This is a genomic window from Acinetobacter sp. MD2(2019) (genome assembly GCF_035615615.1).
Lineage (GTDB): Bacteria > Pseudomonadota > Gammaproteobacteria > Pseudomonadales > Moraxellaceae > Acinetobacter.
This window is the reverse complement of sequence record NZ_VTDU01000003.1, coordinates 64,282-79,945: the sequence shown is the minus strand read 5'-3', so window position 1 is coordinate 79,945 and position 15,664 is coordinate 64,282. Positions and strand designations below refer to the sequence as shown.

The window sequence follows — 15,664 nt, the reverse complement described above, 5'->3', positions numbered from 1 at the left end:
TAAAAGGAAAGACCCATGAAAAAAATTGCGTTACTTGTTAGTCTTGGTTTATGTTTTGGCATCAGTATGTCAAGCTCAGCAAACTTGCAATATCCGAGTGTCACCGCAAATAACCATTATGCCACCACGCGTTATCCCATTGTTTTTGTGCATGGCATGTTCGGCTTTACTCGCCTAGGTACCAGTAGCTTTGGCATGGATTATTTCTACCAAGTACTTCCCGATTTAGCACGTAATGGAGCCAATGTATTTGCAACACAACTTTCTCCGCTTGAGTCGACTGAAGTGCGTGGTGAACAACTGTTGCAACAAATTGAAGAAGTCAGAGCTATTACTGGGCAAGATAAAGTCAACTTAATTGGGCATAGCCACGGCGGCCCGACCATTCGTTATATCGAAATTGTTAAACCTGAATATGTCGCCTCGCTGACAGGTGTGGGTGGCACATTCCGTGGCTCTAAAGTTGCCGACACGGTTTTATCGAGTAATCCACTGCATTCGGTGATGAATTTGGTGGGCAACCATATTTTAAGCCCGACCATTCAGTGGGCAGAAGGTAATTCCAATTTACCCATCAGCACCACACGCTCTTTACAGTCAATTAGCCAAGCGGGCTCGGCTGAGTTTAACCGCAAATATCCAAGCGCTGCACTCGCAGCATCGTGCGCTCAAAATGGGGCCGGCTATAACAATGGGATTTATTACTACTCTTGGACCGGTACAGGGCAAATTACCAATCCGCTGGATGTGACCGACAGTGCCATTGCCAGTATTGGCCCATTGGTTTATTTAAATCGGGATAATGATGGATTGGTCGATCGTTGCAGTACACATTTTGGTAAAGTCATTCGAGATAATTATAATTACAGCCATTTAGATGAAATTAACCAAATCCTTGGTATGCGCAGTATTTTCTCACCCGATCCGGTGGCACTTTACCGTCAACATGCCAACCGATTAAAACTACAAGGTTTATAAAGCCCAAATCATCACCCATAAAAAATGCGCCAAAATTGGCGCATTTTTTTGCTCGCAAGCAAGGCTAAAATTAACCTTGTTTACGTGCTGGTAATTTTTCACGGATACGTGCAGCTTTACCAGACAATTCACGTAGGTAATAAAGTTTCGCACGGCGAACATCACCACGACGTTTAACTTCAATTTTAGCAACGATTGGAGAGTGAGTTTGGAATACACGCTCAACACCAACACCGCTAGAAATTTTACGTACTGTGAACGCAGAGTTCAAACCACGGTTTTTCTTCGCAATTACAACACCTTCAAATGCTTGAAGACGCTCACGATCACCCTCTTTAACTTTAACTTGAACGACAACAGTGTCACCCGGAGCAAAAGCTGGGATATCAGATTTTAATTGTGAATTTTCAATTGCTTGAACTAAAGGATGCTTACCACTCATGTGGGATACTCCATAATTGCGGGTTCAGAGAGGTCTGAATAACCGCTGGGGATAGAGGCTCAATCGCATATCGACCCGTTTGCTTTCCCCCTAAACTTTTTTATCTAAATAAAAAAGTAATAAGAGGCCTGAATAATCTTAAATTGATGAATGATCGATTTAAGATTTTAAAAACTGGTAGAAGCAAAGCTTCTGGTTTTACTGCTCTATCTACATACGCAATGCAGATTTATTTTTGCTCTTTTAGCCATTTTTTTTGCTGCTTGCTCAATTCGACTTTTTCGACCAACTCAGGTCGACGTTCTAAAGTTCGTTGATAACGCTGCAAAAAACGCCATTTTTCAATATTGGCATGATGCCCCGATTTAAGTACCTCAGGCACATCTAAACCTTCAAAATGATCAGGCTTGGTATATTGTGGACAATCGAGCAGACCATCTACAAAAGAATCTTGAATATGCGATTGTTCATCTGACATCGCTTCAGGTAAACGCCGAATTATGCTGTCTAGCAGCACCATTGCAGGCAATTCCCCACCCGACAACACGTAATCACCAATTGACCATTCTTGATCGACATATTTTTCGATTAAACGCTCATCGACACCTTCATAACGCCCACACAGTACAATCAAACCGTCATAGTCGACAAATTGTTGCACAGCAGACTCATTCAGCGTTTTTCCTTGCGGTGACATATAAATCACAGGGCTGTTTTGGCAGCCTGCTTGCAGCGCAAGTTGTTTGGCATAATTAATTGCTTTTGCCAACGGCTCAGCCATCATCACCATACCCGGACCACCACCACAGGGCCGTTCATCCACCCGTTTGTAGTTGCCCTCAGCAAAATCGCGCGGATTAATACAATGCACGTGTACCAATTCACGTTTTGCTGCACGCCCGCTAATCCCGTGCGCGGTTATCGCATCAAACATTTCGGGAAAAAGTGTAATGACTGCAAAAAACATCGCAGACTCCTTTTTTCCTACTGCGTTTGCCTAATCGAAAAGATTAGTAATCTACGCCCCAATTGACGTAAATACGATTCGCTTCAAGATCAACACGTTGCACCACATCTTTATGCCATGGAATCATGCGTTCTTCAGCATCAATACTGTCTGGTGTGGCATGCACGACCATCACATCATTGGCACCCGTTTCGAACATTTCATGAATCTTTCCAAGGTTCACTTCTTGCTCGTCATCATTTAGCCCTAACACGGTTAAGCCTTTTAAATCTGACCAGTAATACTCATCCATTTCTGGTTGAGGAAGCTGACTCTTAGAAATCCAAATCGTGGCACCAACCAATTCATCGGCTGCGGTGCGATCTGCCACACCTTTTAATGCAGCAACCAAACCTTTGCCATGTGGTTTCCAACGTTTGACGCTGGCGGTTTGCCATCCAGCCTTGGTTTGGATATACCAAGGCAGATAGTCAAACACATTGCTCATGGGTTCTGTATTGGAATACACCCAGAGCCACCCATTGAGTCCATAAGCGGAACGTAGCTGTCCAATCTGAATCCGATCTTCAGGAACATTCTGTGTTGGAGTCATGGGCGTTCTCTACTTATGCAGCAGAAGCAGCTTTTTTAGCTTGAGCAGCTAAAGAAGCAACACGTTCAGAAGGTTGAGCACCTTGAGAAACCCAGTGAGCAAAACGATCTGCGTCTAAACGAAGTTTTTCAGCTTGACCTTGAGCAGTTGGGTTAAAGAAGCCAATACGTTCGATGAAACGACCATCACGTGCATTGCGGCTATCAGTCACAACGATTTGATAGAATGGACGTTTTTTTGCACCACCGCGCGCTAAACGAATAACAACCATGATAAAAACCTTATAATTCTTACGGATTATCCCTGTTATCGACCACCGATAACGCTTCAAACCCCTTTCATAGAGGGCAATATTTTACGTGAAAACTGCGCTGAAGGAAAGATGCTTTTTTGACTAATCTGTAAACTTAGTTGCCATCCCAAGTCGAACTATTCGATAACACACACGCTGTTGCGCCTTTGGTCCAAAATTTTTGCCCATCTTGGTTTAAACAGACCACGCCATTACCATTTTGTACGGTTGTTACGGCAGGTGTTGCAGTGAGTGTATAGCCTTGATTATCAGACTTATCTACTTCTAAGCTAATGGTATAATAGGCTGTTCCTGTAGTTGGATAGTTTTCTGTTATACCGCCGCCAGAGATTGTTGCATCTTTATAGCTGTTGTTTACAAGCTTATAACTTTGCAAACTGCCTGCAATCTGCATAAGTTCACTTTGCACATCGGCGCGATTGGTTCGCACTTTGTAACTGGTATAAGACGGATAGGCAATTGCCGCTAAAATAGCAATAATTGCCACAACGATCATGAGTTCTATGAGGGTGAAACCCGCTCGATTTTGTTTTTGCATTACCAATTCTCTGAACCCTCTGCGGTGGTACCACAACTAGCATAAGTAACTTTTGTAGATGTCTTATTTTTACATCGAATCCCAGAGCTGGTCATTAACAGACTGTAATTTCTAGGATCAGTTGTGGTTGCATTAATCGCCCAACTTTGCCCTGTTCCACTGGCAAGAGCTATTGCTGTAGTTGTTGAACTTCCATCCACAACCGAAATTGTATAAGGATATTGCGTTTTATCAGCAACAGTCGTTTGAACTGTAGAAAAGCTCTTATAGCTAAAATTACGCGACTTAGAACGCTCAAGCAACACCGCTAAGCGTTGCATTTCTTGTTCAGCTTGCGCTGTACGCGAACGTCGCGCATATTCTTGATAGCTTGGAATAGCAATTGCAGCGAGAATCGCTACAATCACTACCACGACCATAAGCTCAATTAAAGTAAACCCCTTAATAGAAGATATATTTCTCATGCGATCTCCTATTTATTCATCTCGTACCAGCGCAGAGTTTTAATCGACCCATCACTAGAGAAAGTTTGGCATTCGATATTATTTTTATTTTTAATATCAGTACAATCTGTTGTAGATGTCACACTACTTTTGATCTCATTCCCTTGCTGATTTGCAGCACCTAAAGTAGAACCGAGCAAACCTGCGCCCAGTTTAATACGATCAGCACTACCATTTACTGCATTTAATGACGATTGAAAACGGTCACATTTTCCCGTAGGTAAACAGAAACGATATAAGTAGGAGTCTCCTTTAACGCCCGCACCACAAGACCCGCCAATCCCTTTTCCATCACGATAGTAGACATTGGCATATAAAATACTATCTACTGCATAAAGGCCATTCATACCCTTATAAACACCAGCACCCGAACCAAACAGATATATCCAACCGTTATTTCCAGTAACAGAAACACCATTTATATTATTTTTATTGAGTGAAGCCAACTTCACGTTTTGGGTTTGCAATCCTTTAGCCGGGTCGGTATTTCTAGTATAGAAGTCAGTACGACCCACATCTTTATCATAAATAACAAATACACCATCTTCAGCACTTGCACTGAATTGACTGTTATTCATACCTACCACACCAGCCAGTGGATTACTACGGTTACCAGAAGTTAAGGCCACAGCAACAAATAAATGGCTTTCTTCATCGCGTTGCACAGATATACTTGGTATTTCATAAAAACGAGGACTGCTGCCGTTATCAACATGTTGACTATTTAATAAGACAACACGTGCATCAATTGCATGGTCACTTTTTGATAAAGCATTATTCAAGTCAATACGAAATATTTGCCCGCCCAAATCACCAAAATATAAACTATCGACCAAACCATCGCCATCTCGATCAAGCGTGTTAATTTGACTGGCCACACTATATTTCAAATCATTGCTTTGGGTAAAAGCTTGGGCCCCCATGGCAGCTGTAGCATTTGCACTTGTCCACCATAAGAGGTCGCCATTTTCGGCATCAAACATATAAATGCCCGCACCTTTTTTATTGGTTTGATTATAATTATCGGCTTCATATCCTACATCATAACCACCACCAACAATCATGACTAACTTAGATACACCGCCAAACTTCACGCGAGCAATCGTAGGCTTAGACCAACTTTGCCCCATATAATTAAGTGCATCAACATTATTTGATTTAGTCGAATTCACAATATTTGAAGCAGTCTCTTTTGGATTAATATGAAATTTCAGAGCTGGTTTCTTAATATCAGCTAAATCTAAAGCATAATAGCTTTGCCCACCCATGCGTAAACCGCCATACACATATTGTGTGCCATGAATATCTTGGCTGCGGTCAGATGTTCCAACAGTCAACGATCCATCTTGATTTGCAACATATTTGGTATATGCAACCCAAGGTGCATCTATCCCGTAGAACAACTGATTACGCCCACCTGTACTCATCGCTGGGTTCATAAAGGCTTTACGTTGTTGACTATTTTCCATCATTTCGTTTGGTACAAAAGCAAAAACCTCTTTGCCATCTTTATCTATAACGTGCAATAGACCTTGGGTTGTACCAAAAAGCAAATAATCTTCACGGTTCTTCGTGCTTAAGTCAGACTCGATTTTTCCGCCTTGGGTTAATAAAATTGGGGTTGAATGCATATCCGCACCTAACTGACGCAAGGTAGCCGTTTTGGTCGCAAACAGATCTAATGTATCTTTATTATCTTCAGCAATATCATATCCGAGTAAACTCAACCAATAATTTCGCTGAGGATCATCTTTTAAAGCTCCACCATCTAAAGTCACCGCATTTAGCGTCGCAACCTCAGCAGGATTAGTGCCAATGCTGCGATTGGTATACAGGGTACGATTGAGTAGGGATGCGCTGTTCATGCCCAAATTCAACTGCCCTTTAACACCACCCAACCAAAGACCTGCTGCACCTGTATTTAACGTCCCTTCTGAAAATAATTTACTCACCCCATCTGCACCATACAACTGCCCCTCAATCAATTTGTATTTATTTAAATTCCCCAACCAAAGCTGAGTACTATCTTGAGGTGTTGGGGTAAATGATGCGTAATAGCCATAAGGTAAAGCACGTATTGGATTTAATGCATCTTGAGGAAGTGTTGGGGTACCAGTCGAGATTGGGTCAAATGTGGGCTTCACATCATCTACAAATTTAACGATACTTGTGATTACATCATCTGTAGATTGTGCCGAGTAAAAACCACCTTCGCCATATCCACCGACTCCAGGCAAATTAGGATGAGATTTTGCCCCCCAATTACACGCATTTTTCGCATCTACTTGTGCAGCTGGAATTTTTGAACAGTCGTAGTAATCTCGCATTTCTCCCGTTGTAACACCACTATTATTAATATAAGGCAAACGTTTAATTACCGCACTGCGGTCAATATTAAATTCTGAACCAAAACCAACTACAGCGGTTTTAATAGGAATTCCTAATGGGTTACGTTTGGAATCATTTAAAGCTTTTGCAAACTCGCCAATTGCAGTGATGCTGTTTCCTGCTTCAGCGCCGTTAGGTAACCCCCCCTGACTTGGCACACTAAATAGTGAACCTTTATTCCCCAAAGCAGCTTGCATTAAAGGAACAGGATAAGGAGCACTATTTGGGCGACCATCTGTTAAAAAGTATATACCTTGTCCATTACATTGGGCATTGGTTGTCTCTAATGGACTCTGATACTCATTTTGATTATTTAGTTTTTTAGAGTCGCGAACAGAGTTTAAAAAACCACTATAGCCAATCTCTGCAGCACTGCCTGATGCTGGTTCAAGCAGACAAGTCGTACCCTTTGAATAAAACGCACAAGGTTGTGTAGGTGCACCTTGAGTACCATATAACAAACCACTATTTGCCTGCCAATAGGTACAATACAAACCAGACCATTGGGTACATTTGCCAAATTCAGGACTTCCCCACGAATAACGACCTGTACTCACATAAGCTTCTCGCATGCCTTGAATATTGGCAGTTGTATTTGTCCCCAACATATATGCTGCTACTTCAGCATAGGCATTGGCTGTGGGTGTACCATTTGCTCCATCTAATCGAGCAATTGCATTTTTAATCGCTAAACGCTGAGCATCATCTAAAGGACGCGCCGGAACTAATATTTTCCCACTAGAGCCATCGGCAGCAATTGATGTTCCATCGCTTTTACTTTGTGTTGAAAACTGACCTAAACCAATCGAAACAGTTCTTGAGTCTAACTGCTGATTATCCATTAAGGTAAAGATTGCATCTTTCAAGCGTGTGATACGATTGTACGCTTTGGTTTGATCACCTCTTTTTCTTTGACAATAATACCGAGTATATTTGGGTGTAGTAGCTGAATTTTCAGAATAAAAATTTACAAGATTTTCATTGTAGCTATCTGCAACATCACAAGCTCTACCCGCCATACTTCCTGAAGTATCTAGCATTAAGGTAATTGTAGTTTTTCCACCTGTGGCATTACTATAAATAGAGATGTCACTTGCTTTAACCGTAGTTTGGCAAAGCGTTGCCACCATCAAAGCCGACACCGTAAAAGAAAGTATTTTTCCTTGAAACTCTTTTTTCATCACAAATCCCCAATCCATTACGATGTTTTTAAAGTTGGTGCGGCACTTACTGTGTAATCTGCACGCTGAATGTTATATGGAACATTAAGTTGTTTAAAACATGCTCCCACATCATCTTGATTCTTCTTAAAACAGGCTTCTAAATTTGCAGGTGTATAAGCAGTAAGGCCTGGCAGTACCGAAATTACTGTCACTGTGATTTGTTTCGTGGCATTTGAAATATTGGCAGTTTGTCCAGTACTCATTCCTACTGTTAAATTCACTAATGGTTGTGATGAAGCACTTGCGAGGCTTAAATAAACCTGCGACACAATTGCAGATCGGCCTGTCGTATAAGATTTTTCCGTACAGAACCCAGCACTACCATTTTTTGTTATCGTGCCATCTGAAGAAATAACACTCGCATTTTGCAAACTAAAGAAATTGTCATTTTTACCTTCGTAACAAAAGACCAATTGATCTTGTGCATGGTCTGAAGAGTCAAAATAAGCAAACATACCATTGGCTGCTAGCTGAGTTTCAACTTGCTTTGGGTCTTCCACACGAAATAATGCCGTATCAGAATTTTCAAACAATAACTGCTGCGCTTGCCCAGCAGTTGCAATATTAAGTGACACTAAACTTTGCTTAACGGCTAAAGTTCCAATAATAATAATCAACAATAAAATCATCAAAACAATAATTAAAGTTGCCCCTTGCTGAGCACGTCGCTGAATAATCATGAACGCCCCCCTAATGCATTGCGCATTGCAACGGACTGGATAAAAACTTGGCGTAGATTTTTCACATTTGAATTTTGAATGGTGCTATTTAAAGTGACTGCCTGATCTAAAACATTAAAGGGCTTTTTATTCCTTGAATCTACATTTGAATCCGCCCCAATAGATTGACTTGAACGGGCTAAAATGCCGAGTTTCACACCTAAAATACGCGCCGTAGGTGTTTGACTTAAATAATCAGCAATGCTCATATCTCGCAAGTTATTTGAACTATCCTGCACCACCAACAGCACATGAAAATAATCCACACGCTTCATAAGAATTTGACCATTTGCTGCATTAAAAGCAGCAATATTATTTGAACGCCCCGCAGCACAAGCCAAGCCTAAAGCATTCTCCGCTGTTTCATTCGCTGCTCGATGATTATCGGCACGAACAAAATAGCGCTCTATGACATAAGTTGAAGTATCTTCAACTTTAGTCCCTTCACAGTCATACAACCCATTGGTAATTTGTGTTTGCGTAGGTAAATATTGAATAACCAATTGATCACTTCCAACAGTAACATTTGAAGTACCACTCACAGCACTTTGTGATACTGCTGTCACATCTAATAATTGTTTTGTACTAAAAATAATACCGCTACCCAAATTGGTTGAGTTACCCTCAGGAGTTCCAACCATATTCACAGATGAACTATCTAAATTCGCCATGCGAATATTTCGTGTCATATAATTTAAAGCAAAATTGGCATTATCTTGAATATCTGCTGAACCTTGTTGTAACGCTAAGCTTTTTTGACCCGCAATAAATAACATGGTGGCAGCAGCAATAATAATGAGCCCTAAAACCAAAGAAACCATAAGCTCAATAAGCGTAAACCCTTGTTGTGACTTCTGCATATTAATACGTCTCCATCACAATACAGGTTGAATTATCGACATAAGCAAAACTAGAACCAGTACTTCTCGTACAGGCACTAGTGCTATCGCTCACCGTTGTATCGGTAGGCTGTGTTTTTCCCCACGCCACATAAATACACTGTCGTCCACTCGATGTTGCAGGACAAACCATCATACTTAATGTCATACCAGCATTGCTTGCTTGTTGAAAAGATTCTCTTGCATCGGATCGCGCCTTATCAGCTGGAGAACAACTTGATGTATAGCACGAGCCACCCGTACTGCTTGCCTGACTCGTTGCTGTATTATTTCTTAATATATCTTGATAAGCCGAAATAGCATCTGAGCTATTATTCATTCTTATTTTTTCAGCCAAATCACGCGCAATATTCATCGCCTGAATTCGATTAAATCCTTCAGATGTCGCCTCCACCGCACGTAATTGCAACGCGACAAAACCAAGTACTGCAATTGCTAACAACATCAGGGCAACTAGGACTTCTAACAAACCCACACCTTGTTGAGTCTTAATTTGCATGACACCCCCCTTCAACTAATGCCCCTTGCTGGATTGTTCCCATGCGAGAAATACTCACTTGTTGTGAATAAGCTGCCTGTTCTTGTGGTTGATCGCATAGCAGAAAAGTGATCTGTTCACTTTGTAAAGGCTGCGCTGTGTTGCTTGGGTCTTGCACCAATCCATCTGAACGAAAGGTTATGCTTTTTATGTTTGATACCAAAACAGATTTACCTGCAGGCTGCCAATTTGTACTGGTAGAATCAAGACTAACCCCCACAGAATTGTGATGTAAAACAGCATCCACCCGTGCGTCATTCAAAACAATCGCCAATTCACGGGCACTTTTATTTAAGTTTTGACGTAAAATCATACGGGAGAATGATGGAGCAGCCATTGTGGCAATAATTGCCAACACCACAATGGTGATGACCAGTTCAATTAATGTAAAACCCCTTACTGGTCGCATTACGACCTTCCCCCTATTTTATTCTTTAAAAATTATACTACGCAGTATCACAATAACGATACGATACAGACAAAAGGTACAAAAAAGCGGATAACATCCTATCCGCTTTTAAATCTAATAAAAATTTTAAGCTTGCGTGACTTGAATTCTTAACTCTTTCGGCAAACTAAAGGTGATATTTTCCTCACGCCCATCTAATTCTTTTGGCAATTGCGCGCCCCAATCTTGTAAGCGCTGAATCACTTGTTTAATTAAAATTTCAGGTGCAGATGCGCCAGCGGTTACCCCAATACGACTGTCTTTTTCAAACCATTCGAATTGAAGTTGATCGGCATTATCTACCAAATAGGCATGTTTGCCCATGCGCTCAGCAAGCTCTCTTAAACGATTGGAATTTGATGAATTGGGCGATCCCACCACCAAAACCACATCACATTGGGTTGCCAAGTCACGCACCGCATCTTGACGGTTTTGCGTGGCATAGCAAATATCATCTTTACGTGGCCCTTGAATACTTGGATATTTGGCACGCAATGCATCAATTACCTTGGCGGTATCATCAATCGACAAGGTAGTTTGGGTCACAAAAGCAACTTTTTCAGGATGGTTAACATGAAGTGCAGCCACATCTATTTCATCTTCAACCAAGTAAATGGCACCACCATTTGACAGATCATACTGCCCCATGGTGCCTTCAACTTCAGGATGACCGTGATGCCCAATTAAAATGGCTTCTACCCCTTCTCGGGCATAACGCGTCACTTCGATATGTACTTTGGTCACTAAAGGACAAGTCGCATCAAACACTTTTAAACCACGGCGACTGGCTTCTTGTTGTACCGCCTTAGATACACCATGCGCACTAAAAATCACAATGTTATCGTCAGGTACTTCATCTAATTCTTCAACAAAAACGGCACCGCGCTGACGTAAATCATCCACCACAAATTTGTTATGTACCACTTCATGACGCACATAAATCGGCGGTTGAAAGCATTCAAGTGCACGATTGACGATTGCAATTGCTCGGTCTACGCCTGCACAAAAACCACGGGGATTAGCCAATACAATTTCCATAAGGTCCTCAATTTCACACTTAAAAGCAATTTATCTGAAATTCTTGTATCTTCGTGACACAAACTATTCAGTTTAGCGGCACTCTACTTTAAAATAGAGACGATATTTTATCATATCAGGAAAAATATCATGTCGGGTCTATTGTTTGTCGTTTCTGCTGCATCAGGAACGGGCAAGACATCACTGGTAAAAGCCCTTCTTGAACGTGTCAGCAATTTACATGTTTCAGTTTCTCATACCACACGGGGTCAGCGTCCAGGCGAACTCGACGGGGTACATTATCATTTTACCAGTAAAGAAAGCTTCCTTGAACAAGTCAACCAAGGTGGTTTTATTGAATATGCTGAAGTATTTGGTAATTATTACGGTACATCGCAGGCCACAGTAAAACAGCAACTTGCCAAAGGGCACGATGTTTTACTCGAAATTGACTGGCAAGGTGCCGAACAGGTTCGTAAATTGTTCCCTGAATCGATTCAAATTTTCATTTTACCGCCTAGCCAATTCGATTTACGTCAGCGTTTATCTAACCGCGGTACCGATGCGGTTGAAGTGATTGAACATCGTTTAGATTGTGCTGTGGCAGATATGCAGCAATATTTAAACTTTGATTATGTGATTATTAATGACGATTTTAACAAGGCGCTTCACGACCTCGATTCTATTGTCAATGCCAATCGCTTAGGCACATTACAACAAGCCCATCGTCATCAAAAATTAATTGCTCAATTGTTAAAGCCTGAAAGTTGATTAAAACTTGAGTATATCGGCAAAGCATTCTATACTTTGCAGTCTAGTTAAATTTAACTGATAAGAGATTTGTTATGGCACGCGTAACTGTTGAAGATTGTTTAGACCACGTAGACAACCGTTTTGAATTGGTTCTTGTGGCAAGTAAACGTGCGCGCCAATTAGCCCGTCAGGGAATTGAACCAACTGTAGAATGGGACAATGACAAACCGACTGTGGTTGCGTTACGTGAAATTGCAATCGGACATGTAAGCAAAGATATCTTGAAGCAACGTGATCAAGATTATCAAACTTCAAGTCTTGACCTTGCTCTTTCGGCGAATAGTTTAGGTTTAGAAGGTTTTACTTTCTAACTTTACATTTTTCGCAAAAAAGCCTAGTTTGCCCAACTAGGCTTTTTTCTTTGTACCGCCTAAATAACCTCCAAATAGGCTAAACCAATCGGTTTAATGAAAAAAATTATGTACTTTTTGTTAACGAAAATTTGACAATCTAGGCAGAATGTTTTTCATTAGAGAACTCGGATATTTTGTAATTTAAAGGTGGTCTATGCCAGGTGAAGATGTCAGCCAAGCGAAGCAGCAGCTCAAAGTTATTATCGATGAATACTTAGAAGCAAGTGTCGTCGAACAAGTACTTGCGGCTTGTGATTTTGCTGACCTTGCTCACAGCGGCATCACACGTAAAAGTGGCGAACCATATATCCTGCATCCAATTGCGGTCAGTTGTATTTTAGCGCGCATGCGTTTAGACCCTGAAACGCTTATGGCAGCGTTATTGCACGATGTCATTGAAGACACCGAATTCACCAAAGAAGAAATTACCCAAAAATTTAATAAAACCGTTGCAGAACTGGTCGATGGTGTCACCAAACTGACGCATTCTAGCGACAAACAAGTCAATAAAGCCGCATCTTTTCGTAAAATCTTGCAAGCCACTTTACAAGATCCACGTGTCATTATTATTAAATTGGCCGACCGCTACCATAATATGACCACGCTAGATGCACTGCGCCCAGACAAGCGCGCACGAATTGCCCAAGAAACCTTCGATATTTTTGTACCGATGGCGCGCATTGTGGGTATGAACGAAATGGCCGACAATTTAGAATATCTGTGTTATCAAAATCTTGATTTAGATATGTTTAACCAAATTCAGAGCGCGCTTTTAGAAACGCGTCCGAAACGTTGTGAATATCAGCAAGTCTGGGAAAAGAATTTAAGCCATTTATTACAGCAATACTTAATTACCGGGCGTATTAAAAAACAAGATAACAATATTGGCCTGATTCGTAATTTTATTAAAAACCGTATCAATTTACACGATTTAACCCGCAGTCATTCCTTTGAAATTATTTTAAATAGCATTTCCGACTGCGATCGCTTGGTGGATATCTTAAAAGAAAGCTTTACGGTGATTGTGTATGAAGATCATATCCGCCGCCCATTGCCCGGTGGTAATCAATCGTTGAAAATGGTTTTAAAAGGTGAACAAACCTTTTTATCATTAACCATTCAAACCGAACTGATGCGTAAAGCGGCACGTTTTGGTGTTGTACTGGGCGAAAATGCGCCGCAAGCCTGTCGTTCTGCCATTCAAGCCTCGATGAAAAACCTAAATACCTTAATGGATGGCGAATGCGCAAAAACCACTTTTAATGACTTGCTCGACTATTTGCACCAAGAAAAAATTTGGGTTTACACCCCGCATGGACAATTACACGAATTACCACAAGGTGCCACAGTCATCGATTTTGCTTATGCTGCCAGTTTGTTCTTAGGCAACCATGCCATTGGGGCCAAAATTGATGGGGAAAGCAAACCGCTCTCTACCCCGCTGCATAACAGCCAAGTGGTTGAAATAATCACTGATGTTCTGGCCACACCGAATCCCGATTGGCTCAGCTTTATTAATACTCAAAAAGCCCGCCGCGCCATTCAAAATATTCTGCGTGAACAAGATATTGATGAACAGCGTATGGTCGGTGAACAAGCGCTTAATCGTGCATTACGCCTATTTAATCTGTCTTCACGCGAGCTTTCTGAAGAAGATTGGCTCAATCTTTTACAATGGCGACATGTTCAAAGCAAAAACGATTTATTTGAACAGATTGCAACCGGCGACTTGCTGCCACAATTAGTTGCCAATCATTTATTTGCACTCGAAACCAGCAGCAAAGAAATCCAATCCTCGCATCGCCTCATTCAAGGAACCGATGGCATTGATGTAAAATATGGCCGTTGTTGCAATCCTGTACTTGGCGATCCGATTCAAGGCCATTTGTCACGCCGTGGCTTAATTGTACATCGTGCGCGCTGCCATAATCTGTTGCACGAACAGCACTTGCATCCTGAAAATATCATGCTGCTGCAATGGAATACCGAAGACACAGAAGATGTCAGTTTTACTGCATATTTATCGATTGATATGAATCTGAATGATGAACAAATCTCTGAGTTGATTTATCAATGCCGTAAAGCCAAAACTGGCGTTGAAGCGGTTCATGCGCACGACAATAAAACTTACGTCAATATTGTAGTGAATAACCGACTACAAATTGCCGAGATTATTCGTGAATTACGTATGCTGTTTGGTTTTCCACGCATTTTACGCTTAGATGCGCCGCTTTCGGTGACTGAAACCAAGCAACCTGCCTAATCGGAATACACTGGCAAGCTGAAACGAATTTATGCTATATATAAAGCGAATCAGAAATATCTAAACAGAAAATGGCAAAAAAATCTGAGCTTTGCCGCATTTCTTGCGTTTACTCATTTTATAAATAGCGATTTAAAGGAGTTCGTTGATGTCACGCCAAGTTATTCATACTGAAAATGCACCTGCTGCAATTGGAACATATTCACAAGCCATTCTTGCTGGGAATACTTTATATCTTTCAGGCCAGATTGGTTTAGATCCATACAGCATGGAATTGGTTGATGGCATTGAAGCACAAATCCGCCGCGTATTCGACAACGTAAAAGCCGTCTGTGAAGCGGCTAATGGCTCTTTGGCAGACATCGTTAAACTGAATATCTTCTTAACTGACTTGTCTCACTTCCAATTAGTGAATCAAATTATGGGCGAATATTTTGCACAGCCGTATCCTGCTCGTGCCGCATTAGGTGTTGCAAGTTTGCCTAAAGGCGCATTAGTAGAAATGGATGGTATTGTTGTTATCTGATTTTATTGATGTTTTTAAAACCACCGATTAGGTGGTTTTTTTCTATTCAAAAAGCCAATGAGAATAATATCGTTTTTAAAATGATTTTAATTGACAAACGATAATAATTATCAATAATATCAATCATCGTATTTAATTTAACCG

Annotated in this window: 17 protein-coding genes; 5 read left to right on the top strand and 12 right to left on the bottom strand. The window is 41.1% G+C overall.

The window, feature by feature from the left end; genetic code table 11:
* Window positions 1-15 precede the first annotated feature (15 nt).
* Window positions 16-978, top strand: a complete 963-nt coding sequence (locus I2F62_RS02700) for a triacylglycerol lipase (RefSeq protein ID WP_324625485.1) — start codon at window positions 16-18, stop codon at window positions 976-978.
* A 70-nt stretch (window positions 979-1,048) separates the two neighbouring features.
* Here the strand turns inward: I2F62_RS02700 and rplS are convergent, their stop codons facing one another.
* The 12 genes from rplS to ispH all read right to left on the bottom strand — a co-directional run bounded on the left by rplS (window position 1,049) and on the right by ispH (window position 11,586).
* On the bottom strand, window positions 1,049-1,420 hold the full coding sequence (rplS, locus tag I2F62_RS02695; RefSeq protein ID WP_324625484.1) for a 50S ribosomal protein L19: 372 nt from the start codon (window positions 1,418-1,420) through the stop codon (window positions 1,049-1,051).
* A 229-nt stretch (window positions 1,421-1,649) separates the two neighbouring features.
* Window positions 1,650-2,387, bottom strand: coding sequence for a tRNA (guanosine(37)-N1)-methyltransferase TrmD (trmD, locus tag I2F62_RS02690; protein ID WP_324625483.1), 738 nt, complete (start codon window positions 2,385-2,387; stop codon window positions 1,650-1,652).
* Between the two features lie 43 nt (window positions 2,388-2,430).
* Complete coding sequence (rimM, locus tag I2F62_RS02685) at window positions 2,431-2,979, bottom strand: ribosome maturation factor RimM (protein ID WP_324625482.1); 549 nt, start codon at window positions 2,977-2,979, stop codon at window positions 2,431-2,433.
* A 13-nt stretch (window positions 2,980-2,992) separates the two neighbouring features.
* Window positions 2,993-3,250, bottom strand: a complete 258-nt coding sequence (gene rpsP / locus I2F62_RS02680) for a 30S ribosomal protein S16 (protein ID WP_324625481.1) — start codon at window positions 3,248-3,250, stop codon at window positions 2,993-2,995.
* A 136-nt stretch (window positions 3,251-3,386) separates the two neighbouring features.
* The gene (locus I2F62_RS02675; RefSeq protein ID WP_324625480.1) at window positions 3,387-3,830 is read right to left on the bottom strand and encodes a type IV pilin protein; all 444 of its coding nucleotides are present in this window, start codon (window positions 3,828-3,830) and stop codon (window positions 3,387-3,389) included.
* Window positions 3,830-4,294: a prepilin-type N-terminal cleavage/methylation domain-containing protein gene (locus I2F62_RS02670; protein ID WP_324625479.1), complete on the bottom strand. Its 465-nt coding sequence runs from the start codon at window positions 4,292-4,294 to the stop codon at window positions 3,830-3,832. The genes I2F62_RS02675 and I2F62_RS02670 overlap by 1 nt, the downstream gene beginning before the upstream one ends.
* A gap of 8 nt (window positions 4,295-4,302) precedes the next feature.
* Window positions 4,303-7,902 (bottom strand): PilC/PilY family type IV pilus protein, encoded by a 3,600-nt coding sequence (locus I2F62_RS02665; protein WP_324625478.1) that lies wholly within the window; start codon window positions 7,900-7,902, stop codon window positions 4,303-4,305.
* A 17-nt stretch (window positions 7,903-7,919) separates the two neighbouring features.
* Window positions 7,920-8,624, bottom strand: coding sequence for a pilus assembly protein PilX (locus tag I2F62_RS02660; RefSeq protein ID WP_324625477.1), 705 nt, complete (start codon window positions 8,622-8,624; stop codon window positions 7,920-7,922).
* Window positions 8,621-9,523 (bottom strand): prepilin-type N-terminal cleavage/methylation domain-containing protein, encoded by a 903-nt coding sequence (locus tag I2F62_RS02655; RefSeq protein ID WP_324625476.1) that lies wholly within the window; start codon window positions 9,521-9,523, stop codon window positions 8,621-8,623. Before I2F62_RS02655 ends, I2F62_RS02660 begins: the two co-directional genes overlap by 4 nt.
* 1 nt (window position 9,524) lies before the next feature.
* Window positions 9,525-10,061 (bottom strand): type IV pilus modification protein PilV, encoded by a 537-nt coding sequence (gene pilV, locus I2F62_RS02650; RefSeq protein ID WP_324625475.1) that lies wholly within the window; start codon window positions 10,059-10,061, stop codon window positions 9,525-9,527.
* Window positions 10,051-10,509 carry a pilus assembly FimT family protein gene (locus I2F62_RS02645; protein ID WP_324625474.1) on the bottom strand — a complete coding sequence of 153 codons (459 nt, stop codon included), beginning with the start codon at window positions 10,507-10,509 and terminating at the stop codon, window positions 10,051-10,053. Before I2F62_RS02645 ends, pilV begins: the two co-directional genes overlap by 11 nt.
* Window positions 10,510-10,635: 126 nt before the next feature.
* Window positions 10,636-11,586 (bottom strand): 4-hydroxy-3-methylbut-2-enyl diphosphate reductase, encoded by a 951-nt coding sequence (gene ispH, locus I2F62_RS02640; RefSeq protein ID WP_324625473.1) that lies wholly within the window; start codon window positions 11,584-11,586, stop codon window positions 10,636-10,638.
* Between the two features lie 129 nt (window positions 11,587-11,715).
* Between ispH and gmk the strand changes: the two genes are divergently transcribed.
* From gmk to I2F62_RS02620, 4 genes are all read left to right on the top strand, one after another.
* Window positions 11,716-12,336: a guanylate kinase gene (gene gmk / locus I2F62_RS02635; RefSeq protein ID WP_324625472.1), complete on the top strand. Its 621-nt coding sequence runs from the start codon at window positions 11,716-11,718 to the stop codon at window positions 12,334-12,336.
* Window positions 12,337-12,410: 74 nt separating this feature from the next.
* Entirely contained in the window at window positions 12,411-12,689 is a 279-nt protein-coding gene (rpoZ, locus tag I2F62_RS02630; RefSeq protein ID WP_324625471.1) for a DNA-directed RNA polymerase subunit omega, read from the top strand.
* Between the two features lie 196 nt (window positions 12,690-12,885).
* Complete coding sequence (locus I2F62_RS02625; protein WP_324625470.1) at window positions 12,886-14,994, top strand: RelA/SpoT family protein; 2,109 nt, start codon at window positions 12,886-12,888, stop codon at window positions 14,992-14,994.
* A 148-nt stretch (window positions 14,995-15,142) separates the two neighbouring features.
* A complete protein-coding gene (locus tag I2F62_RS02620; protein ID WP_324625469.1) occupies window positions 15,143-15,520 on the top strand; it encodes a RidA family protein in 378 nt (125 codons plus the stop codon).
* Window positions 15,521-15,664 lie beyond the last annotated feature (144 nt).

What these genes read in the sequence shown, in the direction of transcription:
- I2F62_RS02700 (WP_324625485.1), top strand. Translation starts at nt 16, where the DNA reads ATGAAAAAAATTGCGTTACTTGTTAGTCTTGGTTTATGTTTTGGCATC.
- rplS (WP_324625484.1), bottom strand. Translation starts at nt 1,420, where the DNA reads ATGAGTGGTAAGCATCCTTTAGTTCAAGCAATTGAAAATTCACAATTA.
- trmD (WP_324625483.1), bottom strand. Translation starts at nt 2,387, where the DNA reads ATGTTTTTTGCAGTCATTACACTTTTTCCCGAAATGTTTGATGCGATA.
- rimM (WP_324625482.1), bottom strand. Translation starts at nt 2,979, where the DNA reads ATGACTCCAACACAGAATGTTCCTGAAGATCGGATTCAGATTGGACAG.
- rpsP (WP_324625481.1), bottom strand. Translation starts at nt 3,250, where the DNA reads ATGGTTGTTATTCGTTTAGCGCGCGGTGGTGCAAAAAAACGTCCATTC.
- I2F62_RS02675 (WP_324625480.1), bottom strand. Translation starts at nt 3,830, where the DNA reads ATGCAAAAACAAAATCGAGCGGGTTTCACCCTCATAGAACTCATGATC.
- I2F62_RS02670 (WP_324625479.1), bottom strand. Translation starts at nt 4,294, where the DNA reads ATGAGAAATATATCTTCTATTAAGGGGTTTACTTTAATTGAGCTTATG.
- I2F62_RS02665 (WP_324625478.1), bottom strand. Translation starts at nt 7,902, where the DNA reads ATGAAAAAAGAGTTTCAAGGAAAAATACTTTCTTTTACGGTGTCGGCT.
- I2F62_RS02660 (WP_324625477.1), bottom strand. Translation starts at nt 8,624, where the DNA reads ATGATTATTCAGCGACGTGCTCAGCAAGGGGCAACTTTAATTATTGTT.
- I2F62_RS02655 (WP_324625476.1), bottom strand. Translation starts at nt 9,523, where the DNA reads ATGCAGAAGTCACAACAAGGGTTTACGCTTATTGAGCTTATGGTTTCT.
- pilV (WP_324625475.1), bottom strand. Translation starts at nt 10,061, where the DNA reads ATGCAAATTAAGACTCAACAAGGTGTGGGTTTGTTAGAAGTCCTAGTT.
- I2F62_RS02645 (WP_324625474.1), bottom strand. Translation starts at nt 10,509, where the DNA reads ATGCGACCAGTAAGGGGTTTTACATTAATTGAACTGGTCATCACCATT.
- ispH (WP_324625473.1), bottom strand. Translation starts at nt 11,586, where the DNA reads ATGGAAATTGTATTGGCTAATCCCCGTGGTTTTTGTGCAGGCGTAGAC.
- gmk (WP_324625472.1), top strand. Translation starts at nt 11,716, where the DNA reads ATGTCGGGTCTATTGTTTGTCGTTTCTGCTGCATCAGGAACGGGCAAG.
- rpoZ (WP_324625471.1), top strand. Translation starts at nt 12,411, where the DNA reads ATGGCACGCGTAACTGTTGAAGATTGTTTAGACCACGTAGACAACCGT.
- I2F62_RS02625 (WP_324625470.1), top strand. Translation starts at nt 12,886, where the DNA reads ATGCCAGGTGAAGATGTCAGCCAAGCGAAGCAGCAGCTCAAAGTTATT.
- I2F62_RS02620 (WP_324625469.1), top strand. Translation starts at nt 15,143, where the DNA reads ATGTCACGCCAAGTTATTCATACTGAAAATGCACCTGCTGCAATTGGA.